The sequence below is a fragment of the Collinsella sp. TM05-38 genome, assembly GCF_003466445.1.
GTDB lineage: Bacteria > Actinomycetota > Coriobacteriia > Coriobacteriales > Coriobacteriaceae > Collinsella.
Genome location: NZ_QSPM01000006.1, coordinates 137,545 through 158,542, shown reverse-complemented (window position 1 = coordinate 158,542; position 20,998 = coordinate 137,545). Strand labels below are relative to the sequence as shown.

16 protein-coding genes are annotated in these 20,998 nt (G+C 57.4%); 10 read left to right on the top strand and 6 right to left on the bottom strand.

Features of this window, described 5'->3' with window-relative positions; all coding sequences use genetic code 11:
• Positions 1–212: 212 nt before the first annotated feature.
• Positions 213–743 carry a flavodoxin family protein gene (locus tag DXD49_RS05070; protein ID WP_117734603.1) on the top strand — a complete coding sequence of 177 codons (531 nt, stop codon included), beginning with the start codon at positions 213–215 and terminating at the stop codon, positions 741–743.
• 383 nt (positions 744–1,126) lie between these two features.
• Entirely contained in the window at positions 1,127–2,335 is a 1,209-nt protein-coding gene (locus DXD49_RS05060) for an ATP-binding protein (RefSeq protein ID WP_117794378.1), read from the top strand.
• A 90-nt stretch (positions 2,336–2,425) separates the two neighbouring features.
• Here the strand turns inward: DXD49_RS05060 and DXD49_RS05055 are convergent, their stop codons facing one another.
• Positions 2,426–4,666 (bottom strand): DNA gyrase subunit A, encoded by a 2,241-nt coding sequence (locus DXD49_RS05055; RefSeq protein WP_117794377.1) that lies wholly within the window; start codon positions 4,664–4,666, stop codon positions 2,426–2,428.
• Between the two features lie 45 nt (positions 4,667–4,711).
• Positions 4,712–6,709 (bottom strand): type IIA DNA topoisomerase subunit B, encoded by a 1,998-nt coding sequence (locus tag DXD49_RS05050; RefSeq protein ID WP_117794376.1) that lies wholly within the window; start codon positions 6,707–6,709, stop codon positions 4,712–4,714.
• Between the two features lie 252 nt (positions 6,710–6,961).
• Between DXD49_RS05050 and DXD49_RS05045 the strand changes: the two genes are divergently transcribed.
• The 3 genes from DXD49_RS05045 to DXD49_RS05035 all read left to right on the top strand — a co-directional run bounded on the left by DXD49_RS05045 (position 6,962) and on the right by DXD49_RS05035 (position 9,208).
• A complete protein-coding gene (locus DXD49_RS05045) occupies positions 6,962–8,170 on the top strand; it encodes an ATP-binding protein (protein WP_117763667.1) in 1,209 nt (402 codons plus the stop codon).
• Positions 8,171–8,383: 213 nt separating this feature from the next.
• The gene (locus tag DXD49_RS05040) at positions 8,384–8,614 is read left to right on the top strand and encodes a helix-turn-helix transcriptional regulator (RefSeq protein WP_117734598.1); all 231 of its coding nucleotides are present in this window, start codon (positions 8,384–8,386) and stop codon (positions 8,612–8,614) included.
• A 9-nt stretch (positions 8,615–8,623) separates the two neighbouring features.
• Positions 8,624–9,208, top strand: a complete 585-nt coding sequence (locus DXD49_RS05035; RefSeq protein ID WP_117794375.1) for a hypothetical protein — start codon at positions 8,624–8,626, stop codon at positions 9,206–9,208.
• 90 nt (positions 9,209–9,298) lie between these two features.
• Here the strand turns inward: DXD49_RS05035 and DXD49_RS05030 are convergent, their stop codons facing one another.
• Positions 9,299–13,666 carry a hypothetical protein gene (locus tag DXD49_RS05030; protein WP_117794374.1) on the bottom strand — a complete coding sequence of 1,456 codons (4,368 nt, stop codon included), beginning with the start codon at positions 13,664–13,666 and terminating at the stop codon, positions 9,299–9,301.
• 155 nt (positions 13,667–13,821) lie between these two features.
• Complete coding sequence (locus DXD49_RS09755) at positions 13,822–14,826, bottom strand: helix-turn-helix transcriptional regulator (protein ID WP_199568962.1); 1,005 nt, start codon at positions 14,824–14,826, stop codon at positions 13,822–13,824.
• Positions 14,827–15,122: 296 nt separating this feature from the next.
• Here DXD49_RS09755 and guaA point away from each other — a divergent pair, with 296 nt between their 5' ends.
• Positions 15,123–16,103: a glutamine-hydrolyzing GMP synthase gene (gene guaA, locus DXD49_RS05020; protein WP_117743326.1), complete on the top strand. Its 981-nt coding sequence runs from the start codon at positions 15,123–15,125 to the stop codon at positions 16,101–16,103.
• A 116-nt stretch (positions 16,104–16,219) separates the two neighbouring features.
• On the opposite strand, the gene DXD49_RS05015 is transcribed toward guaA, so the two are convergent.
• Positions 16,220–17,368 carry a HAMP domain-containing sensor histidine kinase gene (locus DXD49_RS05015; protein WP_117794373.1) on the bottom strand — a complete coding sequence of 383 codons (1,149 nt, stop codon included), beginning with the start codon at positions 17,366–17,368 and terminating at the stop codon, positions 16,220–16,222.
• Positions 17,365–18,039, bottom strand: a complete 675-nt coding sequence (locus DXD49_RS05010) for a response regulator transcription factor (RefSeq protein WP_117743324.1) — start codon at positions 18,037–18,039, stop codon at positions 17,365–17,367. The genes DXD49_RS05015 and DXD49_RS05010 overlap by 4 nt, the downstream gene beginning before the upstream one ends.
• 89 nt (positions 18,040–18,128) lie before the next feature.
• On the opposite strand from DXD49_RS05010, the gene DXD49_RS05005 reads away from it, so the two are divergent.
• From DXD49_RS05005 to DXD49_RS04990, 4 genes are all read left to right on the top strand, one after another.
• On the top strand, positions 18,129–18,275 hold the full coding sequence (locus DXD49_RS05005; protein ID WP_197032826.1) for a CD1871A family CXXC motif-containing protein: 147 nt from the start codon (positions 18,129–18,131) through the stop codon (positions 18,273–18,275).
• On the top strand, positions 18,268–19,179 hold the full coding sequence (locus DXD49_RS05000) for a 4Fe-4S binding protein (RefSeq protein WP_233505092.1): 912 nt from the start codon (positions 18,268–18,270) through the stop codon (positions 19,177–19,179). Before DXD49_RS05005 ends, DXD49_RS05000 begins: the two co-directional genes overlap by 8 nt.
• A 35-nt stretch (positions 19,180–19,214) precedes the next feature.
• On the top strand, positions 19,215–20,177 hold the full coding sequence (locus DXD49_RS04995; RefSeq protein WP_117736508.1) for a redoxin domain-containing protein: 963 nt from the start codon (positions 19,215–19,217) through the stop codon (positions 20,175–20,177).
• A gap of 98 nt (positions 20,178–20,275) precedes the next feature.
• Positions 20,276–20,935, top strand: coding sequence for a Crp/Fnr family transcriptional regulator (locus DXD49_RS04990; protein WP_158564863.1), 660 nt, complete (start codon positions 20,276–20,278; stop codon positions 20,933–20,935).
• Positions 20,936–20,998 lie beyond the last annotated feature (63 nt).

The following is a 20,998-nucleotide window of genomic DNA, read 5'->3' as shown; positions in this document are numbered from 1 at the left end:
GAGAGTTATTGAATCTAGCAACCTCTGGCCAACCCTTACGGTTTCATGTCGTGATCCATATCGGCGCTGATCAATGCCCGTGATGCTTCTGCTTGCACCTTCTTTGGAGGGCACGAACGAGAGATGCGGTCTACAGACGACTGAATAGCTCCATTCGTTTTGGTTACAAGAAAACATGCTGCGCGCCTGCGGCATGAAGGAGAGGGAATCCTATGAAAATCGTTGTATTGAGCGGCAGCCCGCGCAAGGGCGCCAATACCGACACCATGGTTGAGGCGTTTGCCGAGACCGCGCGTGAGGGCGACAATGCGGTCGAGGTCGTCCGCGTTGCCAGCAAGAAGATCGCCGGCTGCTTGGGATGCCAATACTGCTTCGCCCATGAGGGCGTCTGCGTGCAGAAGGATGACATGGCCAACGTGATCGAGTCGCTGAAAGACACCGACATGGTTGTCTTCGCTTCGCCTATCTACTGGTTTGATATCACTGCACAGGAGAAGGCTGTCATCGACCGCCTGTACGCCTTCGGTGCTACGGGCTTCCCGTTCACCAAGACGGCCCTTTTGCTCGATAGCCACAGCGAGGGCGTCTATGATGCGGCTATCGCTATGTACAAGTCAGCCTGCGCGTACTGCAAGTGGGAGGACCAGGGCATTGTCACCATTAGCGGCATGACCGAGCGCGACAGCATGGCCTCCTCGCCCAAGCTGGAAAAGGTGCGAGAGCTCGCTCGCAAGCTCGCCTAAGGGCTCGAAGAGCGCATGGCAATCAACACTAGTGGAAATGCTTGCTGTCCTTACCAAGAGGAATGCTGATTGCCATGCGTTGAAGTCCTTGCGGACAATCTTGGCGCGCTAGGAGGCCTTCTCGCTCAGGAACTCCTTGAACGCGGGGATGTCGAAGCCGACGAGGCCACGTCCACGTTCCCCGATAACGCCGTCCTCGAGGAGGCGGCGTTTGTATTGACTTGCATAGTTGCTGGCGACGCCCATACGCTTGGCAATTTCTGAGACCCTGCTGGGGCCAGAATCGGGCAGAAGACTGTGAGTGAAAATCGGGAGTAGCGCTCCCGATTTTGACCAATTAACGTTTGTACGAGATAATAGACTCCATAACGGGAGGCGATTGTATGTACATCGAGCGCGAAATTGAACAGACGATAGATTCGATGCTGGGACAGGGAAAAGTTGTCTTGGTGACCGGAGCGCGCCAAGTTGGGAAGACGACGGTTCTCAAGCAACATCTAGGCGACCGATTCGACTATGTTTCGATGGAGAACCCGCGGAATTATCTTCTTGCAAAAGAGGACGCCGCCCTGTTTTTCGAGTCTCATGATCTGCCGATCATCATTGATGAGATTCAGCGAGTGCCTGAGCTTTTTTCTCCGGTGAAGTGGGTTGTCGATCAATCAGAGGAGAAGGGACGAATCGTCCTCACGGGATCCCAGACATATCACCTTATGAAAGGGGTGAGCGAATCCTTGGCGGGGAGGATTAGAATTCTGGAGATGCCCTCTTTAAGCTTGCGCGAACTCGTTGGTGGTCCCCAGGGCCCTCGTCCGTATATCCCCAAAAAGGTTTCCTTGGCCTCTAAGATGTCTTCGGGAAATATTTGGAACATCATCCATAGGGGTTCGATGCCCGAACTGCAAGACCCAACTATCGATTGGGACTCCTATTATTCCGACTACGTTGCCGCATATCTCGAACGCGATGTTCGCGATCTTGTAAACGTAAAGGATGAGGCGAAGTTCTACAGCTTTATGGTCGCGTGCGCAGCGAGAACGGGGCAACTGTTAAATGCCACCGATATTGGAAACACCGTTGACGTCGACCGTAAGACGGTGAAGGCTTGGCTCTCGGTTTTGCAGGCGTCGAACATCGTTCGGATTGTCGAGCCCTTTTGGCCTAATGTCGATAAGCGTCTGACCAAGACCCCTAAGATATTCTTTATGGATACAGGTCTTGTTTGTCATCTAACGAGGTGGATAACGCCGGAGCAATTGCGCAATGGGGCCGCGGCGGGGCATATATTTGAGACGTTCGTTGTCTCGGAAATTTTGAAGAGCTTTATGAACACGGGGAAGAGCCTTCGCGACGTATGGTTCTATCGAGACCAAAAGAAGCGCGAAATTGATTTGCTCATCCAAGAGGGCCATATTCTCCATCCCGTCGAGGTGAAGATGTCGGCCACGGTGGGCAAAGATGCGGTGAAGAATTTTTCCTGTCTCGAGGGCCTGACCGGCTATGAAATTGGGTTTGGACACGTTGTCTGCCAAACCCCGGATCCATACCTTATTACCAAGGATGTCCAAGCGATTCCTGTGTGGGGCATATGATATACGTTGCAACGAGCGGGGCACGGAGCGCGATGTTGCTGCGTTCCGGGCCCCACCGTTTTAAGAGCTTATGGCGGTTCTGCCGTTGTTTTAGTCAAACAGGCTCGGCATGTCGTTTTCCTTCATGAGGGCACCGGCAGAAGGCAGGCTCTGCGCAGTGAACTTTTCGGCCGAGACACCGGCACCAAGAATCTCTTCGGTCGTGCCGATGGTGGTGACCGAGCGGCCCTTCTTGGCCGTGAAAGCCTGGACGCCCTGCGTGTTGGTGGTCGTCTTGGTCTTAAGCAGCGACGTGTTGAAGTTCATCAAACGATAGTCGCTCGAGACCAGCGCGATGTCGCGGTCTTCCTTGAGTACCTGCGCATACAGCAGCTTGCTGCCGCCGTAGATGGCGTTTTTGAGGCGCTTTCGGTTAGTCTTGGTGACGTATCCGGCAAGTGCGACGCGCACCACGCGGCCGTTTTCAAAGACGAACAGCGCGTCGGCCTTGTAGTCCTCGGGGTCGATGACCCAGATGACACTCTCGTCGGGTTCCATCTCAAGATCGGTCGGCAGGTACGAGCCCAGCTGGGCCGACTTGGTGTCCTCAAACGCCGCAACCTTGCACTTGTACACCTGGCTCTTGTTGGTAAAGACCAGTAGCTCGTGCGTATTGGAGGACGGGAACTCGATAAAGGGTTTGTCGCCGTCCTTGTACTTGAGTGTGGTCGCCTTCTTGAGCACGCGGTCCGTCATCTTCTTAAGGTAGCCATCGCGCGAGAGCATGATAGTGACCGGGTACTCCTCGACCTCGGGCTCCAAGCTTACTTCGATAACCTCATGGGGCTCGATCCTGCCCGTGCGGCGCGGCATCACGTACTTCTTGTTGACCGCGGCCAGCTCGTCGCTGATGACCTTCTTGATGTTCTCCTCGCTGGAGAGGATCTCCTCGAGCTCGGTAATCTCGCCCTCGAGTTTTGCGATGTCCTTGGTGCGGTTGAGGATGTACTCCTCGTTGATGTTGCGGAGCTTAAGCTCGGCAACAAACTCTGCCTGGGTCTCGTCGATGTCGAAACCCTTCATAAGGTTGGGCACGACCTCGGCCTCAAGCTTGGTGCCGCGAATGATGGCGATGGCCTTGTCGATGTCGAGCAGGATCGCCTCGAGGCCGTGCAGCAGGTGCAGGCGCTCGGACTTTTTGCCCAGGTCAAAGTTAATGCGGCGACGCGTGGACTGAATGCGCCATGCGACCCATTCGTGCAGGATCTGGCGCACGCCCATAACGCGGGGGTAGCCGTCGACCAGCACGTTGAAGTTGCATGAGAACGAGTCCTGCAGCGTGGTTGAGCGGTAGAGCTTGGCCATGAGCTTGTCGGGGTCGACGCCGCGCTTAAGGTCGATAGCGATGCGCAGACCCGAAAGGTCGGTCTCGTCGCGAATGTCTGCGATCTCTTTGACCTTGCCCTCTTTGGAGAGCTTGACGATGCGCTCGATGATGACATCGGTCTTGGTGGTGTAGGGAATCTCGTAGACCTCGATGATGCGCTCTTCGGGAATCCAGCGCCAGCGGGAGCGAATCTGGAAGCTGCCAAGGCCGGTCTCGACGATCTTCTCCATTTCCTCGCGGCGGTAGATGATCTCACCGCCGGTCGAGAAATCGGGCATGGGCATGTACTCGAGCAGGTCGCAGTCGGGGTCCTGCAAGTAGTGCATCGTGGCGGTGCAGACCTCGTTGAGGTTGAAGCCGCAGATGTCGGATGCCATGGCGACGCCGATGCCCTTATTGGCCGAGACGAGGATGTTGGGGAACGTGGTGGGCAGCAGGCGCGGCTCCTTCATGGAACCGTCGTAGCTGTCAACAAAGTCGACCGGGTCCTTGTCGATGTCCTTGAAGATCTCGGCGCTGATGGGCGCGAGTTTGGCCTCGGTATAACGCGAGGCGGCGTAGCTCAGGTCGCCCGAATAGTACTTGCCAAAGTTGCCCTTTGACTCCACGAAGGGGGCAAGAAGCGCTTCGTTGCCGGTGGCCAGGCGCACCATCGTCTCGTAGATCGCGCCGTCGCCGTGCGGGTTGAGCTTCATGGTCTGGCCCACGATGTTGGCGCTCTTCTGGCGCTCGCCCTTGAGCAGGCCCATCTTGTACATGGTGTAGAGTAGCTTGCGGTGCGAGGGCTTAAAGCCATCGATCTCGGGGAACGCACGCGACACGTTAACGCTCATGGCGTAGGGCATGTAGTTGACCTCGAGCGTCTGCGTGATCGGCTGGTCGGTGACCTCGGAGTGCAGGCCGATGACGTTCTCGGCGTTGACCTGCTTTTTCTTTGGCTGGTTCTTCGTCTTCTTCTTTGCCACGATTTCCTCTTGAACTTCTTATGGGCCGTCGTTATTGATTTGCTGCTACTGCAGATCTAGCTGGTCCAGGTATTCCTTGCCGTGCTCGGAGATATGGCGCTTACGGCCCGCCTCGTCGTTGCCCAGCAACAGGTTGAACATGGTTTCCATCTTGGTGACGTCCTCGGACTCCACCTTGATCAGGCGGCGCGTTTCGGGGTTCATGGTGGTGAGCCACATCATGTCCGGATCGTTTTCACCAAGACCCTTGGAGCGGTTGATGGAACACTTCTGGTCGCCAATCTCTTTGAGGATGCCGTTTTTCTCGAGTTCGGTGTAGGCAAAGTAGGTTTTCTCTTTGCAGTTGATCTCGTAGAGCGGCGACTCGGCGATATACACGTACCCCTCGTCGATAAGCGTGGGCACCAGGCGGTAGAGCATGGTGAGCACGAGTGTGCGGATGTGATAACCGTCGACGTCGGCATCCGTACAGATGATGACCTTGTTCCAGTTGAGGTTGTCCAAGTCGAAGGCACCAAGGTTCTTGATGCGCTTGTCCTTGATCTCCACGCCGCAGCCCAGCACGCGCATGAGGTCCATGATGATGTCGGACTTAAAGATGCGCGGATAATCCTCCTTCAGGCAGTTGAGGATCTTGCCTCGGACGGGCATAACGCCCTGGAACTCGGCATCGCGCGACGTGCGGATGGCGCCTGCTGCCGAGTCGCCCTCTACGATGTAGATCTCGCGACGGTTCTTGTCCTTGGAACGGCAGTCGATGAACTTCTGCACGCGGTTGGCCATGTCGGTCTTCTGCTGCAGATTGGTCTTAATGCTCTGACGCGTCTTCTCGGCGTTCTCGCGCGAGCGCTTGTTGATGAGTACCTGCTCCATGATCTTGTTGGCGGCGTCTTTGTTCTCGATCAAGTAGGTCGAGAGGCGCTCCTTAAAGAATGCCGTCATGGCCTGCTGGATAAAGCGGTTATTGATGGCCTTCTTGGTCTGGTTTTCGTAGGACGTCTGAGTGGAGAAGCAGTTGGTCACCAGTACCAGACAGTCCTGAACGTCTTGCCACTTAATGCCGCTCTCGTTTTTGTTGTACTTGCCTTGGCCCTTAATGTAGGCATCGATGGCGCTGGTCAGAGCACTGCGCGCGGCCTTCTCGGGCGAGCCGCCGTTCTCGAGCCATGATGAGTTGTGGTAGTACTCCTGCATCGTGAGGGTGCGCGAGAAGCACATGCACGCGGTGATCTTAACGTTGTAGTCGGGCAGGTCCTCGCGATCGCGACCGCGGCGGTCGGCCTCGATAAAGAAGGGCTCGGTAAGGTAGTCGGTACCGACCTTCTCGAGCACGTAGTCCTCGATGCCCTTGGGATAGCAAAAATCCTCTTCGGAAAACTCGCCATCGTCACCCTCAATGCGCAGGCGGAAGGTCACGTTGGCGTTGACCACGGCCTGACGGCGCATGGTCTCGCGATACCAGTCGTGGGGAATGCTGATCGAGGTAAAGACCTCAAGATCGGGGCGCCACTTGATAGTGGTGCCGGTGCGGTTCTCGTCGCTGGGCTCAATCTCGAGTGCCTTCTTCTTGGCGCCGACAACCTTGCCCTTCTTAAAGTGCAGGGAGTACTTGTTGCCGTCGCGCCAGACGGTGACGTCCATGTACTCGGAGGCGTACTGGGTCGCGCACGAGCCCAGGCCGTTGGTGCCGAGCGAGAAGTCGTAGTCGCCGCCCTGGTTGTTGTTGTACTTGCCGCCGGCGTAGAGCTCGCAAAAGACGAGCTCCCAGTTAAAGCGCTTCTCGGAGGGGTTCCAGTCGAGCGGGCAGCCGCGGCCGTTGTCCTCTACCTGAATAGAGCCATCGCGAAAGGCGGTGAGGGTGATGAGCTTGCCGTAGCCCTGGCGCGCCTCGTCAACGGCGTTGGACAGGATCTCGAAGGCGGCATGCGCACAACCGTCGAGTCCGTCCGAGCCAAAGATGACGGCGGGGCGCAAGCGTACGCGCTCCTCGTCCTTGAGCTGGCGGATACTGTCGTTACCATAGTTTGCGGTGTTTTTTGCCATACTCGCTCTCTCGGTGCTCCTTTGCTGCGTTTAAGTCATATAGATAGTCAAGGTAGCATAGCCCAGCCCTTGGGCGATTCCACCCAACACGAAATCCATCGAACAAACGTTCGTGGTATATTGATTGATGTTACTTTATTGGGAGAAATAGCTGAATGAAATCAAGAGTTATTTGATTTCATTTAGTAGAATAAGACATATATTAAACGAAAACGAATAAAGAGAGCTTTTATTTAATAGAACGGTGAAGATATGAAGATTATCGAACGTCCTCAATATATGGAAGCGCTTCTTGGCGCTAAGGGAACGCCGGACATCAAGGTTATTGCCGGCATTCGTAGGTGCGGCAAATCTGTTCTACTGGAAGCTCTTGCTGATCGCTTTCGTGAGGCCGACCCCGATGCCAATATTATCCGCATCAATTTCAATCTCCTCGAATTCGAGGAACTAACGGATTATCGAGCATTGCATCGCTACGTTGAGGAAGGCTATTGCGAGGGCCTCGATAACATTGTGATGATCGATGAGGTGCAAACCTGCGTTGGGTTCGAAAAAGTGGTCAATAGCCTTCATGCATCGGGAAAATACGATATCTACGTTACTGGCTCCAACGCTTTCTTGCTTTCGAGTGATTTGGCGACGCTTTTTCGCGGGCGGACATATGAGGTTGAAGTATTTCCGTTTTCCTTGCTGGAGTTTTCGACATATCACGAAATTCATAACCCGGACGAAGCGCTTGACCGATATTTGAGAGAGGGCGGAATGCCTGGCTCATATTTGTATCCTAGCGAGCGAGCTCGCTATCGATATATTGCGAACGTGCTAGATGTCTTGGTTTTGCGTGATGTGGAAGAAAAGCATGGGGTTCGTAACAAGGTGCAGCTAGAACGTGCATGCGATTTCCTAATGGACAATATCGGTAACATATCTTCTGTTAGCGGGATTGTGGCTGCGCTGGATGCTGCCGGAACACGCGTTTCCGTGGCAACGCTCGCCCAGTACCTCGGATATTTATGCCAGGCCTTTGCGTTCTATCGAGTGCGCCGCTATGACGTAGGCGGTAAAAAGTACCTCACTTCGGGTGATAAATACTATTTATCGGATCATGCAATCAGATACGCAAAACTGGGCACTAAAAAGCTCGACTTCGGGCACGTATATGAAAATATGGTCGCCATAGAGCTCCTAAGACGCGGTTGGGAAATCTATGTCGGGGTGCTTTATAAGAAGGAAATCGACTTCGTGGCAATTCGTCGCGATGAGCGAGTGTATATCCAAGTTAGCGATGACATTTCGCGTCAGGAGACTTTTGAACGCGAAGTGGCACCCCTGCTTGCGATACGTGATGCGTATCCCAAAATGGTCATTGCGCGAACAAAGCACGAGGCTGTTGATTATGAGGGGATTAAGGTGGTCGACATCGCCCGATGGCTGATGGGGGAGGGGCCGGATGTCGAATAGCGGACAGTGATAGTTTACGCTCGCGTTTACTCGGACAAAACCGAGTCGGTTTTGTCCGAGTAAGTTTGAATAGCGAATCGAAATTGTTATGTCCACATGGCGATGGCGGACATGGTTTCCATAATGACAGATATAGTTGACATCTTGTGAAGGATGCAATATATTTCTGTCATGTTGCAACGGATATCTGTCCACATTTACGAAAGGAACTCCATGCCGGGCAAAAAGAACCTACGCATGAAGGCGGCACGCGCGGCGGCTGGCCTTTCGCAAGCTGACTTAGCCCAAGCCGTGGGCGTTGCGCGCCAAACCATCGGCCTTATCGAGGCGGGCGGCTACAACCCCACGCTCAATTTGTGCGTGGCAATCTGTAAGGCGCTGCGCGTTACGTTGAACGACTTGTTTTGGGAAGACGAAACCGACGCCGACCCTAATACTCTTTAGGAGTTCACTATGAAATATGAAGATCTGAAAATCGTGCAAAAGTGGCGTGAATATGCCGGCCCAAAGGATGAACGCCTGGAGGCTGAGAACGCGAAGATCTACAAGATTGGTTTCGTGCTGCTTTCGTTTGGCATGTTGATGATCTTTTTCTACCAGTTTATAGCTCGACAGGTTGCGTGGGTTCACAGCGACGCCAGTGAAATGCCGCATGGCTTTGCAACGCCATTCGAGGCAGCCATGTATTTTTGGCTCGTTCTCGTGATGTTGATTTGCGCAGGGCTGCAAACGCGGAAGGGCTATGTCGATACCAATCGTTTTGGGCAAACCGAGCATCTTCCTGTTGGATATTTCCTGCTTGTCAGCGGTCTTAGCGGCGCCGCGTTCGCGCTTGTTATTGCCGCAATGCGCTGTATCGCCGAGGCGCAGATCGTACCGCTCGAAAGCGTCTTTTGGTTGGCGAACCTGGCCACGGGCGTGTTCTGCGGTGCGACGATTTTCGCGGCCACGTTTGCTGGCCTGTGCGCAACGTTTTTCACGGCGAAAAGACGCCGCGCCAAGCTCGAGGCAGAACTCGACTCCCCTGATGATATCTAATGCGAAATGGGCTGGCTCTGGGTATCCAGAACCAGCCCATTTTGATGTTCGATGAGCCGAGTCGGCGTCTCTCGTAAAAGCAACTAGGAGCTAGCGAGGCTTATCCGAATTGACCTCATTGGCGGTGTCGATTTCGAGTGCTGTGCGGCGGGCGCTGTAGGCGACGAGGCCGGCGCCTGCCGCGGCGAGTGCTGCAGCGGCTGCCGTAAGGGGAGCGCTGACATCGCCCGTGCCCGCAAGCGCGCCCGCTTTTCCGGAGCGCTTGTTATTGCCGTGGTCCTTGCCACTGCCGGAGCTGCTTCCGCCGGAGCCGCCGCTCTCGTCAGTACCGCCGCCACTCGAGCCGCCATCGCCGTCTGCTGTCATCGGGGCGTCGTGAAGCCCTGTCGTATTCGCGCTGTCGCATACGCCGACCTGAACTTCTGAGCGCTCGCATGCTGCGTCGGGCACATGAAGCTCGTGCAGTACGGCACCCAGCGCCGAGTTTGCACCCGGTCGAATTTCCTCGAGTGTTACGGGATCGAGCGCCACCAGATTACGCGCCTTCGCATACAGCGTTACGCGTTTGCCCACTTCGTCGCTCCAACTCTCGGGAATGGCGAAGCTTATGCGGAACTGTGCCGTGCAACCCGGTGCCAGCACGGCGTTGCCGTTGTCGGCTACCAGCGGGTGCGTTGCAAAACGTGCGCCCAGCGTCTCGAGCGCGTACTTCACGTGTGCCATGTCGTTGGCCGAAGCGTCCTCGGCAAGTTCTGGATCGTAGATCGAAGCCATGCGTGCTTTCACTCCGAATCCGATGGATGCGCTGGAGAACGGCTGGCTGGAGCCCTCTCGGTACAGATCGATCGTGCCGGCGGTCAGCAAGGTGTTGCCGTCGTTTCGCACCGTGACCATGAAGGATTCGCCTGCTGCTCCGGGCACCACCGCGCCTGAGGTAGCGACCGCGCCTGTCGGAGTGGCACACGCCACCAAGGGTACTTCGATGCCGTGCAGCTCTGCCTCGCTCTGCTCCGCGCTCACAATGTGCGTGGCGAGCGCGGAGAGCATGCCTCCCGACGTCAAAAATGTCGTTATCTGGTCGACGGGATGGTCCAGCTCGCACATCACGAACGGCTCCGTGAACAGATCGCCTGCCAAAGTGCTGGCGAAGATGCGGAAGTGCTTGCCCATCACTGCTACCGGGTTGCCTTCTTCGTCGTAGGTCTGTCCCACCTTGCCGTCGGTGTTCTCTACATAAAGCACGCACCGGCCGTTGTTGCTTACGCTAAACGATGCCGGGCCACAGCCTGCGGCCCCCACGGGCTCCGACGCAAATGCCGCAGCGCCTCGCGTCCAAGTAATATGCTGCAGTTGCTCGTTGACGGTAGCCAAAAAGCCCGAATGTTGCGGCCACGGCACCGCATGGGGCACCGTGGCGTCTGGTGACATAACGCCCCAGCCTGCAATGGACTGGCCAATCACGGCGTACGATGCGCAGCCGCAACCGTCTGCAGTCTCGTACGCAACGGGCACCACCATTTTGCCGTTGATATTCTCGGGCGAGCCCAGCTCGATGCTCGACGGTGCCTGCGGAAAGCGGAGGACCTGACGGAACGTCAGGCTGTCGCCCGAAACGTCCGACCACAGGGCAAAGCACTCCAGCGCAACCTCAGCCTCGCTGCCGAGTGCCTTTTCTGCGGTGGTTCCGCGGCGGTGGAGGTAGGCACCCGACAGGCGCCCGTCGACCAGCGTCTTGCCCACCGTGATACGCGGGCACTGCAGGCAATGGTAGCCATCCTCTTGCAGAGGGCCACGCGAGATGCTGCGCCATGACGTATGCGACACCACGCGGATCTCGTCATTACTTATGCGCAGGCGCGCAACGGACAGTATGCCGGCTGTGCTTGCCGTATCGAAAAGGGTGTCGTCGCCGTCGCGCCGCTCGCCCGAGACCAGCAGCACGTAGGCGTCCTGGTTTCCCCTCCCGTCTGTATATTCCACCACGTCGAAGTCGTAATCGAATATGCCGTCGCGCTCCACGTCGCCCTCGCCAAACCCAAGGGGGAAGTCCACGGGCGTGGGAGCGGACCACGTGCCGTTTGCCTTTGTGTGCACCACCAGACGCGAGCGGCCATTGTCGCCGTAGCGCACCGAGGCGATACGGAACAGGCATTCTACGCCGGCAATCATTGCCAGCTTCATGTGAGCTTCGCTGAGCACGCCAGTAAACAGCACGTTGTCGCTTGAGGGTTTTATGCCGCCACGCTCGTCCTCCGACACACAAGCAGAATTGGCGTTGGGGTCCGCAACGGCGTCCTTCGCCTGCCCGATATGGGTGTACGTATACATCGGCGCGGTGTTTTCGTTGTTTTCCATCAGTGCGTGGACAAAATGCTCGATCTGTCCCGTGTCGTCGCTTTCTGCATCCGCTTCGAGCTCAATGCGCGTGACCGCTTGATCCCAATCGCGCACGACAGGCGCGACGTTTACGGCAGTGGCCTTAACCTCGGCGCGTGCGAGCAGCTCGGCGTTAGTGACGATGGTGGCCGATGCGATAAATTGCGGAACGCCGCCCGCCTCGGCGTTGCCGGCTGAGCCGAAGCAGGCATCCAGCGTATAAGGTGTATCTCCACCCAGGGCCAGCTCAGAGCGCTGGAGCACATACTGATCGCCATTGTTCACTGACATATCCCACGAATCGGCGAGTGTGGGCCACGATCCCGACCAAGCCTTGGTGGTCCACTTGAACATTACGAACTGGAGTATCACGTCGACATCGACGTCTGCACCTACGCGCAGTCGCGGAAGCTGGTGTCCATCTGCCTTCTCGTACCCAATGAACAGCGTGAGGGATGCGGCGCCGCGCACGGCAGACGAAGCGACGCCTGCAACGCCGGCGCCAAAGGTGACGGCAAGCCCGATCTGGATGGTAAACGAGCCCGACGTGTTTGAATAGTCGAGCGAAATGTTTTTAAAAAACGCCGCGCCGCTGCCGTGTGTGTGGGCACCCACGGCGAGCGCCAGCTTCGCCAGCACCCAGGGGTTGACGTTTAGGAAAAAGGGCACTGGTCCCAAGGTGAACTGTTCGGTCCAGTTGAGGTCGGTTCTTACCTGGAAGAGGGCCTTAATATTGCCACATGCGGGATCGTTGTTGTCACCCCAGGTCTTGCCCACCCAATCGTAGGCGAGCGAGCCGTACAGCTGCGTGGCGATATCCATCGTGAACAGCGGCGTGCAATGGTGGCGAAGGAGCTTGGTGTTCCTTGGATCGGTACCCGAACCAGCACTCATGCTCTTGTACTGACTCCATTTCCCCTCCATCTTGTCGAGGTAGCGGGTTGCCTGCTTGGCGCCCGACTCACGCGGTGACTTCTTCCAGTACTCCGGATCCGGATTGCCCGAATCGTTCATATAGCTGGCTGGTTTGTATCCTCCGCCAAACAGTACGTACCCGGCAAACGAGAAATCGAACAGAATGGGGAACGAGGGCATCCAGCAGGTGAACTTGTTGCCGCCGATGCCGGGAAACGCCGCTGGGAAATTAAACGGAGTGATCTCTTGGTCCATAGTGGTGGGAATGATGGTGGTCGAGCCCGATTCCGACTTCGCGGCCGGCGCGGTGACAACGGCCATAGGGGATGAGATCGTGTAGGTTTTGCCCTGATAGTCGAGGACAAAGCGCAGCTTGCACCCTTCTTCCAGAAGGCCCGATGCCGCATCGAGGAACTTGTCTTCGAGTGTGAACGTTGCCAGATTATCCGAACCCGATGCGCTGGCCTTGATCTGACCGATCTGCGTGACGGTTTCGGGCGAACTGCCCGCGGCAGGCGTCACTTTGTTGATGCGCAGCGTTGCCTGTCCACCCTGTGGCAGATGTGCCTGCACGGTAAAGGCGTGCGTATCGGGCTGCTCGTTTGCCGTGTCGTCCTTCGGCAATGCCATGAACGTGGCTTCAGCGTATTGGATGTCCCATTCGTCGAATGTGAGCTGGCGGAAGTACGGCTCGCCGTCGGAAAGCGGACGCGTGGGCGCGGTTATGGCGGTGCCGCCCTGGATACGCGCAAGGGGAATCTCGACATCGCGGTAGCCCGCCATGCTAATGGAGATGCCGCCGTTAAAGTCGTACGCGTCGAGAAGCGTTGCCTCGTCCACGTAGCCTTCCGAAAGCGGCGCGACCTCAAAGATGGCCGTGCCCTCATCGTCGGTCGTGGCGGAGAGCTGCTTGCCCGCGGCATAACGCGACGCGAGCGTGACCTGCGCTCCCTTGACGGGCATATTCTTGTTGGCGACGTCGACCACGACCACACCAAACATGGTGCGCGAGAGAACGAGCACCCTGAAGGGGTCTTTTTCGTCGGCATAGGCTTCGGTGGGCGCGAACGGCAGCAGGAAGGCATTTTCGCTTCCCGGCACGCGAGGCAACATGATGCTCGCTAGCGAGGACGCTCCGGCAACAAGTAACGAACGGCGATCAAGCATCTTGGGCTCCCATCCCGCAGGTATCGGTGGAAATAATCCAATTTTGCGAGAAGGTGCCCCGTGGCGGTAGTGCCGTTCAAGGGTCAAAATGTCCAATTTAGGCGAGCGAAGTGCCGGGCTCCGGATCGCGTTCGATGCGCTTGGCAGCCCGGTCGCTAACGCAACATATGAGCGACCAGCTCGGCGCGCGTGCCGATGCCAAGCTTTGCATATACGCCGGATAGGCGGTTTTTAACAGTGCCCGGCGACACGCCCATATGGCGTGCGATTTCGGCGTTGGTCCACCCACGGCAGGCGAGCATGGCCATGGTGAACTCCGTGGTCGTTAGATCGTCGGCCACGTCCTCGCCCGAATCGGGGTTGTGGATGCGCCGCCAGCCGTAACTGAATCGATATGTAATCTCGATGATGCGTGCGAAATCGTCAGGGTATTGCGATTTTAGGCATGCCTCGATGAGTCCTTGCAAAAGGCCATGGTGTTCGCCGATGAGCTCGATAAGGCCGTCGGGACGCGCAATGTCCCAAGCGGCTCCGAAGTGTGCCTTTGCGGCGTCGACGTCTTTGAGGCTCATGTATGCCATGGAAGCTGCCAGGTGCAGGAACAGTTCCGAGATCGGATAGCTTTCCTGTTTCATGATCAGGGCGTTTTCCGCCATGCCCAGACTGCGGCCGTATTCGCCGCGCAGATACAAGGCGTGCGCCATCACGTAGCTGGCGAACAGGCGCAGGCCTTCGGGCAGATGCGCCGCAAGCGGATGAAACTCTTCGGCAGAATACGGGGAAGGCAAGTGCAACAGGACACTCGCGGCCGAGGCGAACAGGATATGCGTGGCGTGAGCGGCGGGCGATTCCTCGTCAGTTGGCGTATCGAGGATGCCCGTAAGGCAACGACGGGCATCGGCGATACGGTTGAGCGACAGACTGGCATATCCGCAGATAAAGCATGCGGAATAGCGCAGCGCGGGATCGGTGGCGTCAAGATAGGGGCGCGCCGTCTTGGCAGCGAGGGTGGCCTGTCCGCGAAAGTACAGCGCTTCTGCCGTGGCGATGGTGCGTGAATCGGGGTCGGAAATGCCTGCAACCGCAGCGTCAATCTGCCCCGGCACAAAGGCGGTGCACATCAACGGCATGGGAATGAGCTGGTAACTATCGCAGTCCATCTTCCATCTTCCATCAGGTGGCCACATTAGCAGCAATTGTACTCCTGTTGCTCGGGACTGGAATTTGTGGTTATCGCCTACGATTATGCCGAACGAATAAAGGAAGAGTCTATTGGCAATGCTCCCAAGGGAGCTACCGAAGTCTAGCTGACCTCGACATTAGGAAAAATTGCCACCCCTGCAAAAAGCTCCGTTGCAGCGATGGGAAACGAACCTTGCTCTGCATATAATGAGGGCATATGACAGCGCGTTTGCATATGCGCGGCGCGTTCCATCGAACCGAAAAGGAGCCCTGCATGGATCCCAACAAGCGTCCCGACGATATGGTGCGTATCACCACTCCCGAACTTGCCCAGGTGTTCATCGGCGAGCAGGTCACCGCAATCCGCGAGCAGATCGGTGACAAGAAGGTTCTGCTGGCCCTTTCCGGCGGCGTTGACAGCTCGGTCGTCGCGGCGCTCCTGATCAAGGCCATCGGCAAGCAGCTCATCTGCGTGCACGTGAACCACGGCCTCATGCGCAAGGGCGAGAGCGAGCAGGTCGTCGACGTGTTCCAGAACCAGATGGACGCCAACCTGGTCTATGTGGACGCCACCGACCGCTTCCTCGATAAACTCGTCGACGTCGACGAGCCCGAGGCCAAGCGCAAGATCATCGGCGCCGAGTTCATCCGCGTGTTCGAGGAGGAGGCCCGCAAGGTTGGCGACGAGGTCAGCTTCCTCGCCCAGGGCACTATCTACCCCGACATTCTGGAGTCGCAGGACGGCGTGAAAGCCCACCACAACGTTGGCGGTCTGCCCGAGGACCTGCAGTTTGAGCTCTGCGAGCCCGTTAAGCTGCTGTACAAGGACGAGGTGCGCGTCGTGGGCCGCGAGCTCGGCCTGCCCGAGAACATGGTTGAGCGTCAGCCGTTCCCCGGTCCTGGCCTGGGCGTCCGCTGCCTTGGCGCCATTACCCGCGACCGCCTCGAGGCGCTGCGCGAGGCCGACGCCATCGTGCGCGAGGAGATCGACAAGGCCGGTCTGACCATCTGGCAGTACTTTGCCGTGGTGCCCGATTTCCGCGCCACCGGCGTGCGCGAGGGCAAGCGCGCCTACGACTGGCCCTGCATTATTCGCTGCATCAATACCGTCGACGTCATGACCGCTGAGGTGCCCGAGCTCGACTGGGCGCTGCTCAAACGCATTACCGCACGCGTGACCGCCGAGGTCCCCGGTATCTGCCGCGTTTGCTACGACCTTACGCCGAAGCCCGTCGGCACGGTCGAGTGGGAGTAAGCTAACTCAGCTGGTAGGCGACGAGAACTAGCAGATGTGACAAAGGGACGGTCCCTTTGTCACATCTTCGATGTTATGTGCGGGATGGTACACCACACGGCGTGCCATCCCGTTCGTTATTTTAATGAGCCGGGTGCGCGAGCGGGAAGAATCACGAGCATGGTCGTTCCGCGCTTCGAGCTTTCTTCGACCTCGATGGAGCCGCCGTGAAGCGCGGCGATCTCCCAGACCAGCGCAAGCCCCAGCCCCACACCGCCATATGCTCTGCTGCGCGATCTGTCGACACGAAAGAAGGGCTGAAAGATGCTCGTCTGGTATTGCTTGGGAATGCCTGGCCCTTGGTCACGCACGCGAAGCAGCACGCGGTCGCCTTCGGCACGGGCGCCGATTTGCACGGTTGAGCTGGGCGCACTGTAGCGAATGGCATTCTCAACCAGGTTGAACAGTAGCCGATAGATCAACGTGTCGCAGCCGATCGTTTGCGCGTCGCCCTTGCTTACAAGCGTGATGCCCTTTTGCTCGGCAAGGGGCGCCAGGTCGGTGAGCACTTCTTCGATCATCGGCGCCAGGTCAATCGCATCGTTGCAGGGAACACTACGCAGCTCGCTCATCTCGAGCAGGGTCTTTGTCATGTGCGTCATTCGCTCGGTCTGCTCCTGCAGCAGCCGGAGCAGGCTCGCTGTATCGGCATCGGCGTCGGGGTGCTCAGCGCAAAACAACTCAACCTGGGCTTGCATGAGCGCGAGCGGCGTGCGCAGCTCGTGCGCCGCATTGCCCGTAAACTGTCTTTGTGCGGATAATCCCTCGTCAAGGCGGGAAATCATGTCGTTAAACGACGCGCTGCAGCGCCTGAGTTCAGAGGGCACGTCCTCGCTGATCTTTGTGTCGGCGAGGTTGTCGGGCCGCACGCTCTCGACTTGCGCCGCAAAGGAGCGCAACGGCTGCAGCGCATATCCGCTCACGAAGTAGGCTAGCACGCCACCGAGCAGCGTCGCCGCCGCGGTTATGCACCAGCTCGTCGCGCTAAACGATGCTTGGGCGTCGCTCACGACGATGGTCAACTCATCGTCGAGCTCTTTGCTTGCCGGGTCAAATGAGCTGGGCGCTGCGGTCTCCACCTTGTTGTGCGCCGCCGCTTCTGCACCAATCGAGTCCATGTAGCGCATGCCGGAGTAACCAACCAGGCAATTCATAAGTACGCAGGTCGAACATATCAGTAAGGCCGTCATCAACGTGATGCGCCACTGCAGCGACAGCCGCTTCATTTGCCGTCCTCCATAACGTAGCCTTCGCCGATTCGGTTGCGGATGGGGTCGTGCCCCAACGCGCCGCGCAGCTTTTTGCGCAGCGATGAGATATGCACGCGGGTCGCGTTGCTAAAGCTGTTGACGCTGCTGTCCCATACATGCTCGATAAGCTCTTCCTGGCGCACCGGCCGCCCTTGGTTAAGCATCAGGGATTCCAGGATGCCGGTCTCCTTGCGCGTGAGGGATAGAACCTCGCCGCCCACGGAGGCGAGGCGCGCCTTGGTGTCAAAGCTCAGTGATCCACAGGTTAGAACAACGTCGCTTTGCGTAAAGCGCCCGAGCGTGAGGCTGCGCATGCGTGCCGCCAGCTCGTCAAGATGGAACGGCTTGGTGAGGTAGTCGTTGGCGCCCGCACCGAGCCCCGCTACCTTGTCGGAGACCTCGCCGCGTGCCGAGAGCACGAGCACCTTGGTCTCGCAATCAGTTGTCCTGAGTTGCCTGAGCACGGTCATGCCGTCGACATGGGGGAGATTGAGGTCGAGCACAACAAGATCAAAGGTCTCGACATCGAGCAGATCGAGGGCCTGTTGTCCGTCGTAGCAGCAGTCGACGCTATAGGCCAAGTTGCGCAGGCTGCGTGCGATCGCATCGCACAGCGCCCGCTCGTCCTCGACGACCAAGATACGTATAACGTTCTCCTTGCATAATCATTCACGCTTAACACGGATTTTATAGTCGGTATGGTCCAATGGGTCGCGAAACGAAAGGAGTGGTCAGATTGTTCAAAGCGATTAAGCCTGTGGCGCAGGTGGCTTTGCTGATCGTTGGGGTAGCCATGGTTGGCTTTGGAATTATGCGCGGCGAGGCAGATGCCGTGCTGGCCAAGGCAATCAGGCTGTGCTTGGAGTGTATCGGAATTGGATAAAAGAAAAAACACTGCATCGCATCTTTTAGCGCGATTTCGTGGATTGATTCAGGCGGCGGCGACGCTTGCGACCAATATTCACCTGCCTAACTTTGCCAAGGGCGGCATCTACCAGGGAGCGGGCAAAGCCGTCTGCGTGCCGGGCCTCAACTGCTACTCGTGTCCGGCGGCCTCGGGTGCGTGCCCCATCGGGTCGTTTCAGTCGGTGGTGGGCTCGTCTAAGTTTAGCTTTTCGTATTACGTCACCGGAACGCTCATTCTGATCGGCGTGCTGCTGGGACGTTTTGTATGCGGCTTTTTGTGCCCGTTTGGATGGCTACAAGAGCTTTTTCATAAGATTCCCAGCAAAAAGCTCTCCACGAAAAAGCTCAAGCCGCTCACGTACATCAAGTATGCCGTGCTGCTGTTTGCCGTGGTGCTGCTGCCCGTCTTGGTGGTTAACGATGTGGGTATGGGCGACCCGTTCTTTTGCAAGTACATCTGCCCGCAAGGTGTGCTCGAGGGCGCGATTCCGCTGTCCATCATGAACGTGGGAATCCGCTCCGCGCTGGGAAAGCTCTTTTCTTGGAAGCTCGCGATCCTCATTGTGGTTGCGGTGCTGAGCGTGCTGTTCTATCGCCCCTTCTGCAAATGGATTTGCCCCCTCGGCGCATTTTATGCGCTCATGAACAAGGTGTCATTGCTGGGGATTCGGGTTGATCATTGTAAATGCGTCTCGTGCGGCAAGTGCGCCAAGGTGTGCCAGATGGACGTGGACGTTACGCGTACGCCCGACCATGCCGAGTGCATTCGTTGCGGCAAATGCGTGGGCGCGTGCCCCGTCGATGCTATTAGCTTTCGCTACGGGCTGGGTTTGACGGGCGACAAACCCGCGCAGTCCACGCAAGCCTGCGAAAACAAATAGGTACCTATATAAGTTTCGATATAAACGGAGGAACCATGAAACTGTCAAAAATTGCGGCTCTGTTGATGCTGCCCGTGCTGGCGCTGACTCTCGCGGCGTGCTCTGCCCCCAAGGGCGACGCGAAGGATGCCACGAGCGGCGATGCGCAGATTGCCGAGCTCATAGCGCAAAAGCCGTCGAGTGCCGAGGAGGCGGCCGAGCTGTACCAGCAGCTGCTGCAAAAGGAAAACGAGATCTTTGCGAGCGATAACGCCCTATGGGAAAAGGTGTTCCTTGCGGCCAACAAAGACACTCCCATGATTGAGGACGGCAAGAACTACGGTGACTTCTTGCTCGATACCATCGAGGGCGCCAAGGATCAGTTTGCGGCTGACGAGCTTAAGACGCTTAAGGCGGGCGCGCAGCAGGTCAAGGAGATCGAGGACAAGCTCATGGCGCTGGAGAAGGAGTTCCCCGGATGCGGCAGCACGCCCGGCGAGGGGGAGAGCGTCGATGCCTCGACCGCAGGCATGACCAACGGCGAGAGCGGGGAGACGAAGTTTCCCAGCTTTAAGGGCAAGGACTTGGACGGCAACGATGTAAACAGCGACGAGCTGTTCTCCAAGAACAAGGTCACCGTCATGAACTTCTGGTTTACCACCTGCAAGCCGTGCGTGGGAGAGCTGGGCGATCTGGAGAAGCTCAACAAGGAGCTTGCCGAGAAGGGCGGCCAGGTCGTGGGCGTTAATTCCTTTACGCTCGATGGCAACAAAGACGAGGTGGCCGATGCCAAGGACGTGCTTTCCAAGAAGGGCGTGACGTATAAGAACATCTGGTTTAAGTCGGACAGCGAGGCCGGAAAGTTCACCTCCAACCTGTACTCGTTCCCGACCACCTATGTGATCGACCAGAACGGTAACATTGTGGGAGAGCCGATCATGGGCGGCATCAACTCCGCTGAGCAGCGCGAGGCGCTCAACAAACTGATCGATCAGGCACTCGCGAAGAGCGAACAGTAAGTCCGTGGGACAGACAACTGAAGGGGAGTCGCTAGAAACAGCGACTCTTTTTTCTGCTTCGGGGTAGCATCATGGGTATACGTCGAAAGGGGGCGGCTATGGTCGGCAGCATGGTCGAGCGGTTGCCGTTTTGGGGACAACTTACATCCGATGAGCAGACGCTCGTGGCAGAGCGCTCGTCGCTGCGATCCTTTGATGCCGGGCAGATAATCGGTAGCAGCGGAAATTCTTGCACTGGCATTGTTTTTATTATCGAAGGTGACATTCGCGTGAGCCTGCTTTCCGAGGAAGGCAAGGAGGTCACGCTGTTTAGGGTTGGCTGCGGAGAGTGCTGTGTCACCACGGCCTCGTGCGTTATCGAGCAGATTTCATTTGACACCATGGTGGTTACAGCACGCAGGCCATCGCTTTTGGTGGTGCCTGCGAGCGTGTGTGCCCAGCTCGCCCGCGATAATGTCTACGTTAAGGCCTTTATGCTCCAGGTTGAGGTGAAGCGCTACTCCCAGGTGGTATGCGTGCTGCAGCAGATGCTCTTTAAGCGCCTCGATCAGCGCGTCGCCAGCTACGTGCTCGAGCATTGCCGAGCTGCGGGCACAGCAGAAGTTGCCGTAACGCAAGACGAGCTTGCACGCGACATCAACTCTGCGCGCGAAGCGGTGACGCGCGCTCTGCGACGTCTTGCGCAGGACGGGCTCATCGAGATTAGGCGCGGACGGATTATCGTGCGTGATGTAGATGGGTTAGCACGGTTGGTCTAGACCTACCGCGCAGCTGCATCTGCCGTCGGCAACATATTTTCCGTTTGGTGACTTGGTCACAGA

Coding starts and splice junctions, on each gene's coding strand:
- DXD49_RS04990 (WP_158564863.1), top strand. CDS start 20,276: ATGGTCGGCAGCATGGTCGAGCGGTTGCCGTTTTGGGGACAACTTACA.
- DXD49_RS05035 (WP_117794375.1), top strand. CDS start 8,624: ATGAAATATGAAGATCTGAAAATCGTGCAAAAGTGGCGTGAATATGCC.
- DXD49_RS05040 (WP_117734598.1), top strand. CDS start 8,384: ATGCCGGGCAAAAAGAACCTACGCATGAAGGCGGCACGCGCGGCGGCT.
- DXD49_RS09755 (WP_199568962.1), bottom strand. CDS start 14,826: ATGGACTGCGATAGTTACCAGCTCATTCCCATGCCGTTGATGTGCACC.
- DXD49_RS05045 (WP_117763667.1), top strand. CDS start 6,962: ATGAAGATTATCGAACGTCCTCAATATATGGAAGCGCTTCTTGGCGCT.
- DXD49_RS04995 (WP_117736508.1), top strand. CDS start 19,215: ATGAAACTGTCAAAAATTGCGGCTCTGTTGATGCTGCCCGTGCTGGCG.
- DXD49_RS05070 (WP_117734603.1), top strand. CDS start 213: ATGAAAATCGTTGTATTGAGCGGCAGCCCGCGCAAGGGCGCCAATACC.
- DXD49_RS05015 (WP_117794373.1), bottom strand. CDS start 17,368: ATGAAGCGGCTGTCGCTGCAGTGGCGCATCACGTTGATGACGGCCTTA.
- DXD49_RS05030 (WP_117794374.1), bottom strand. CDS start 13,666: ATGCTTGATCGCCGTTCGTTACTTGTTGCCGGAGCGTCCTCGCTAGCG.
- DXD49_RS05060 (WP_117794378.1), top strand. CDS start 1,127: ATGTACATCGAGCGCGAAATTGAACAGACGATAGATTCGATGCTGGGA.
- guaA (WP_117743326.1), top strand. CDS start 15,123: ATGGATCCCAACAAGCGTCCCGACGATATGGTGCGTATCACCACTCCC.
- DXD49_RS05050 (WP_117794376.1), bottom strand. CDS start 6,709: ATGGCAAAAAACACCGCAAACTATGGTAACGACAGTATCCGCCAGCTC.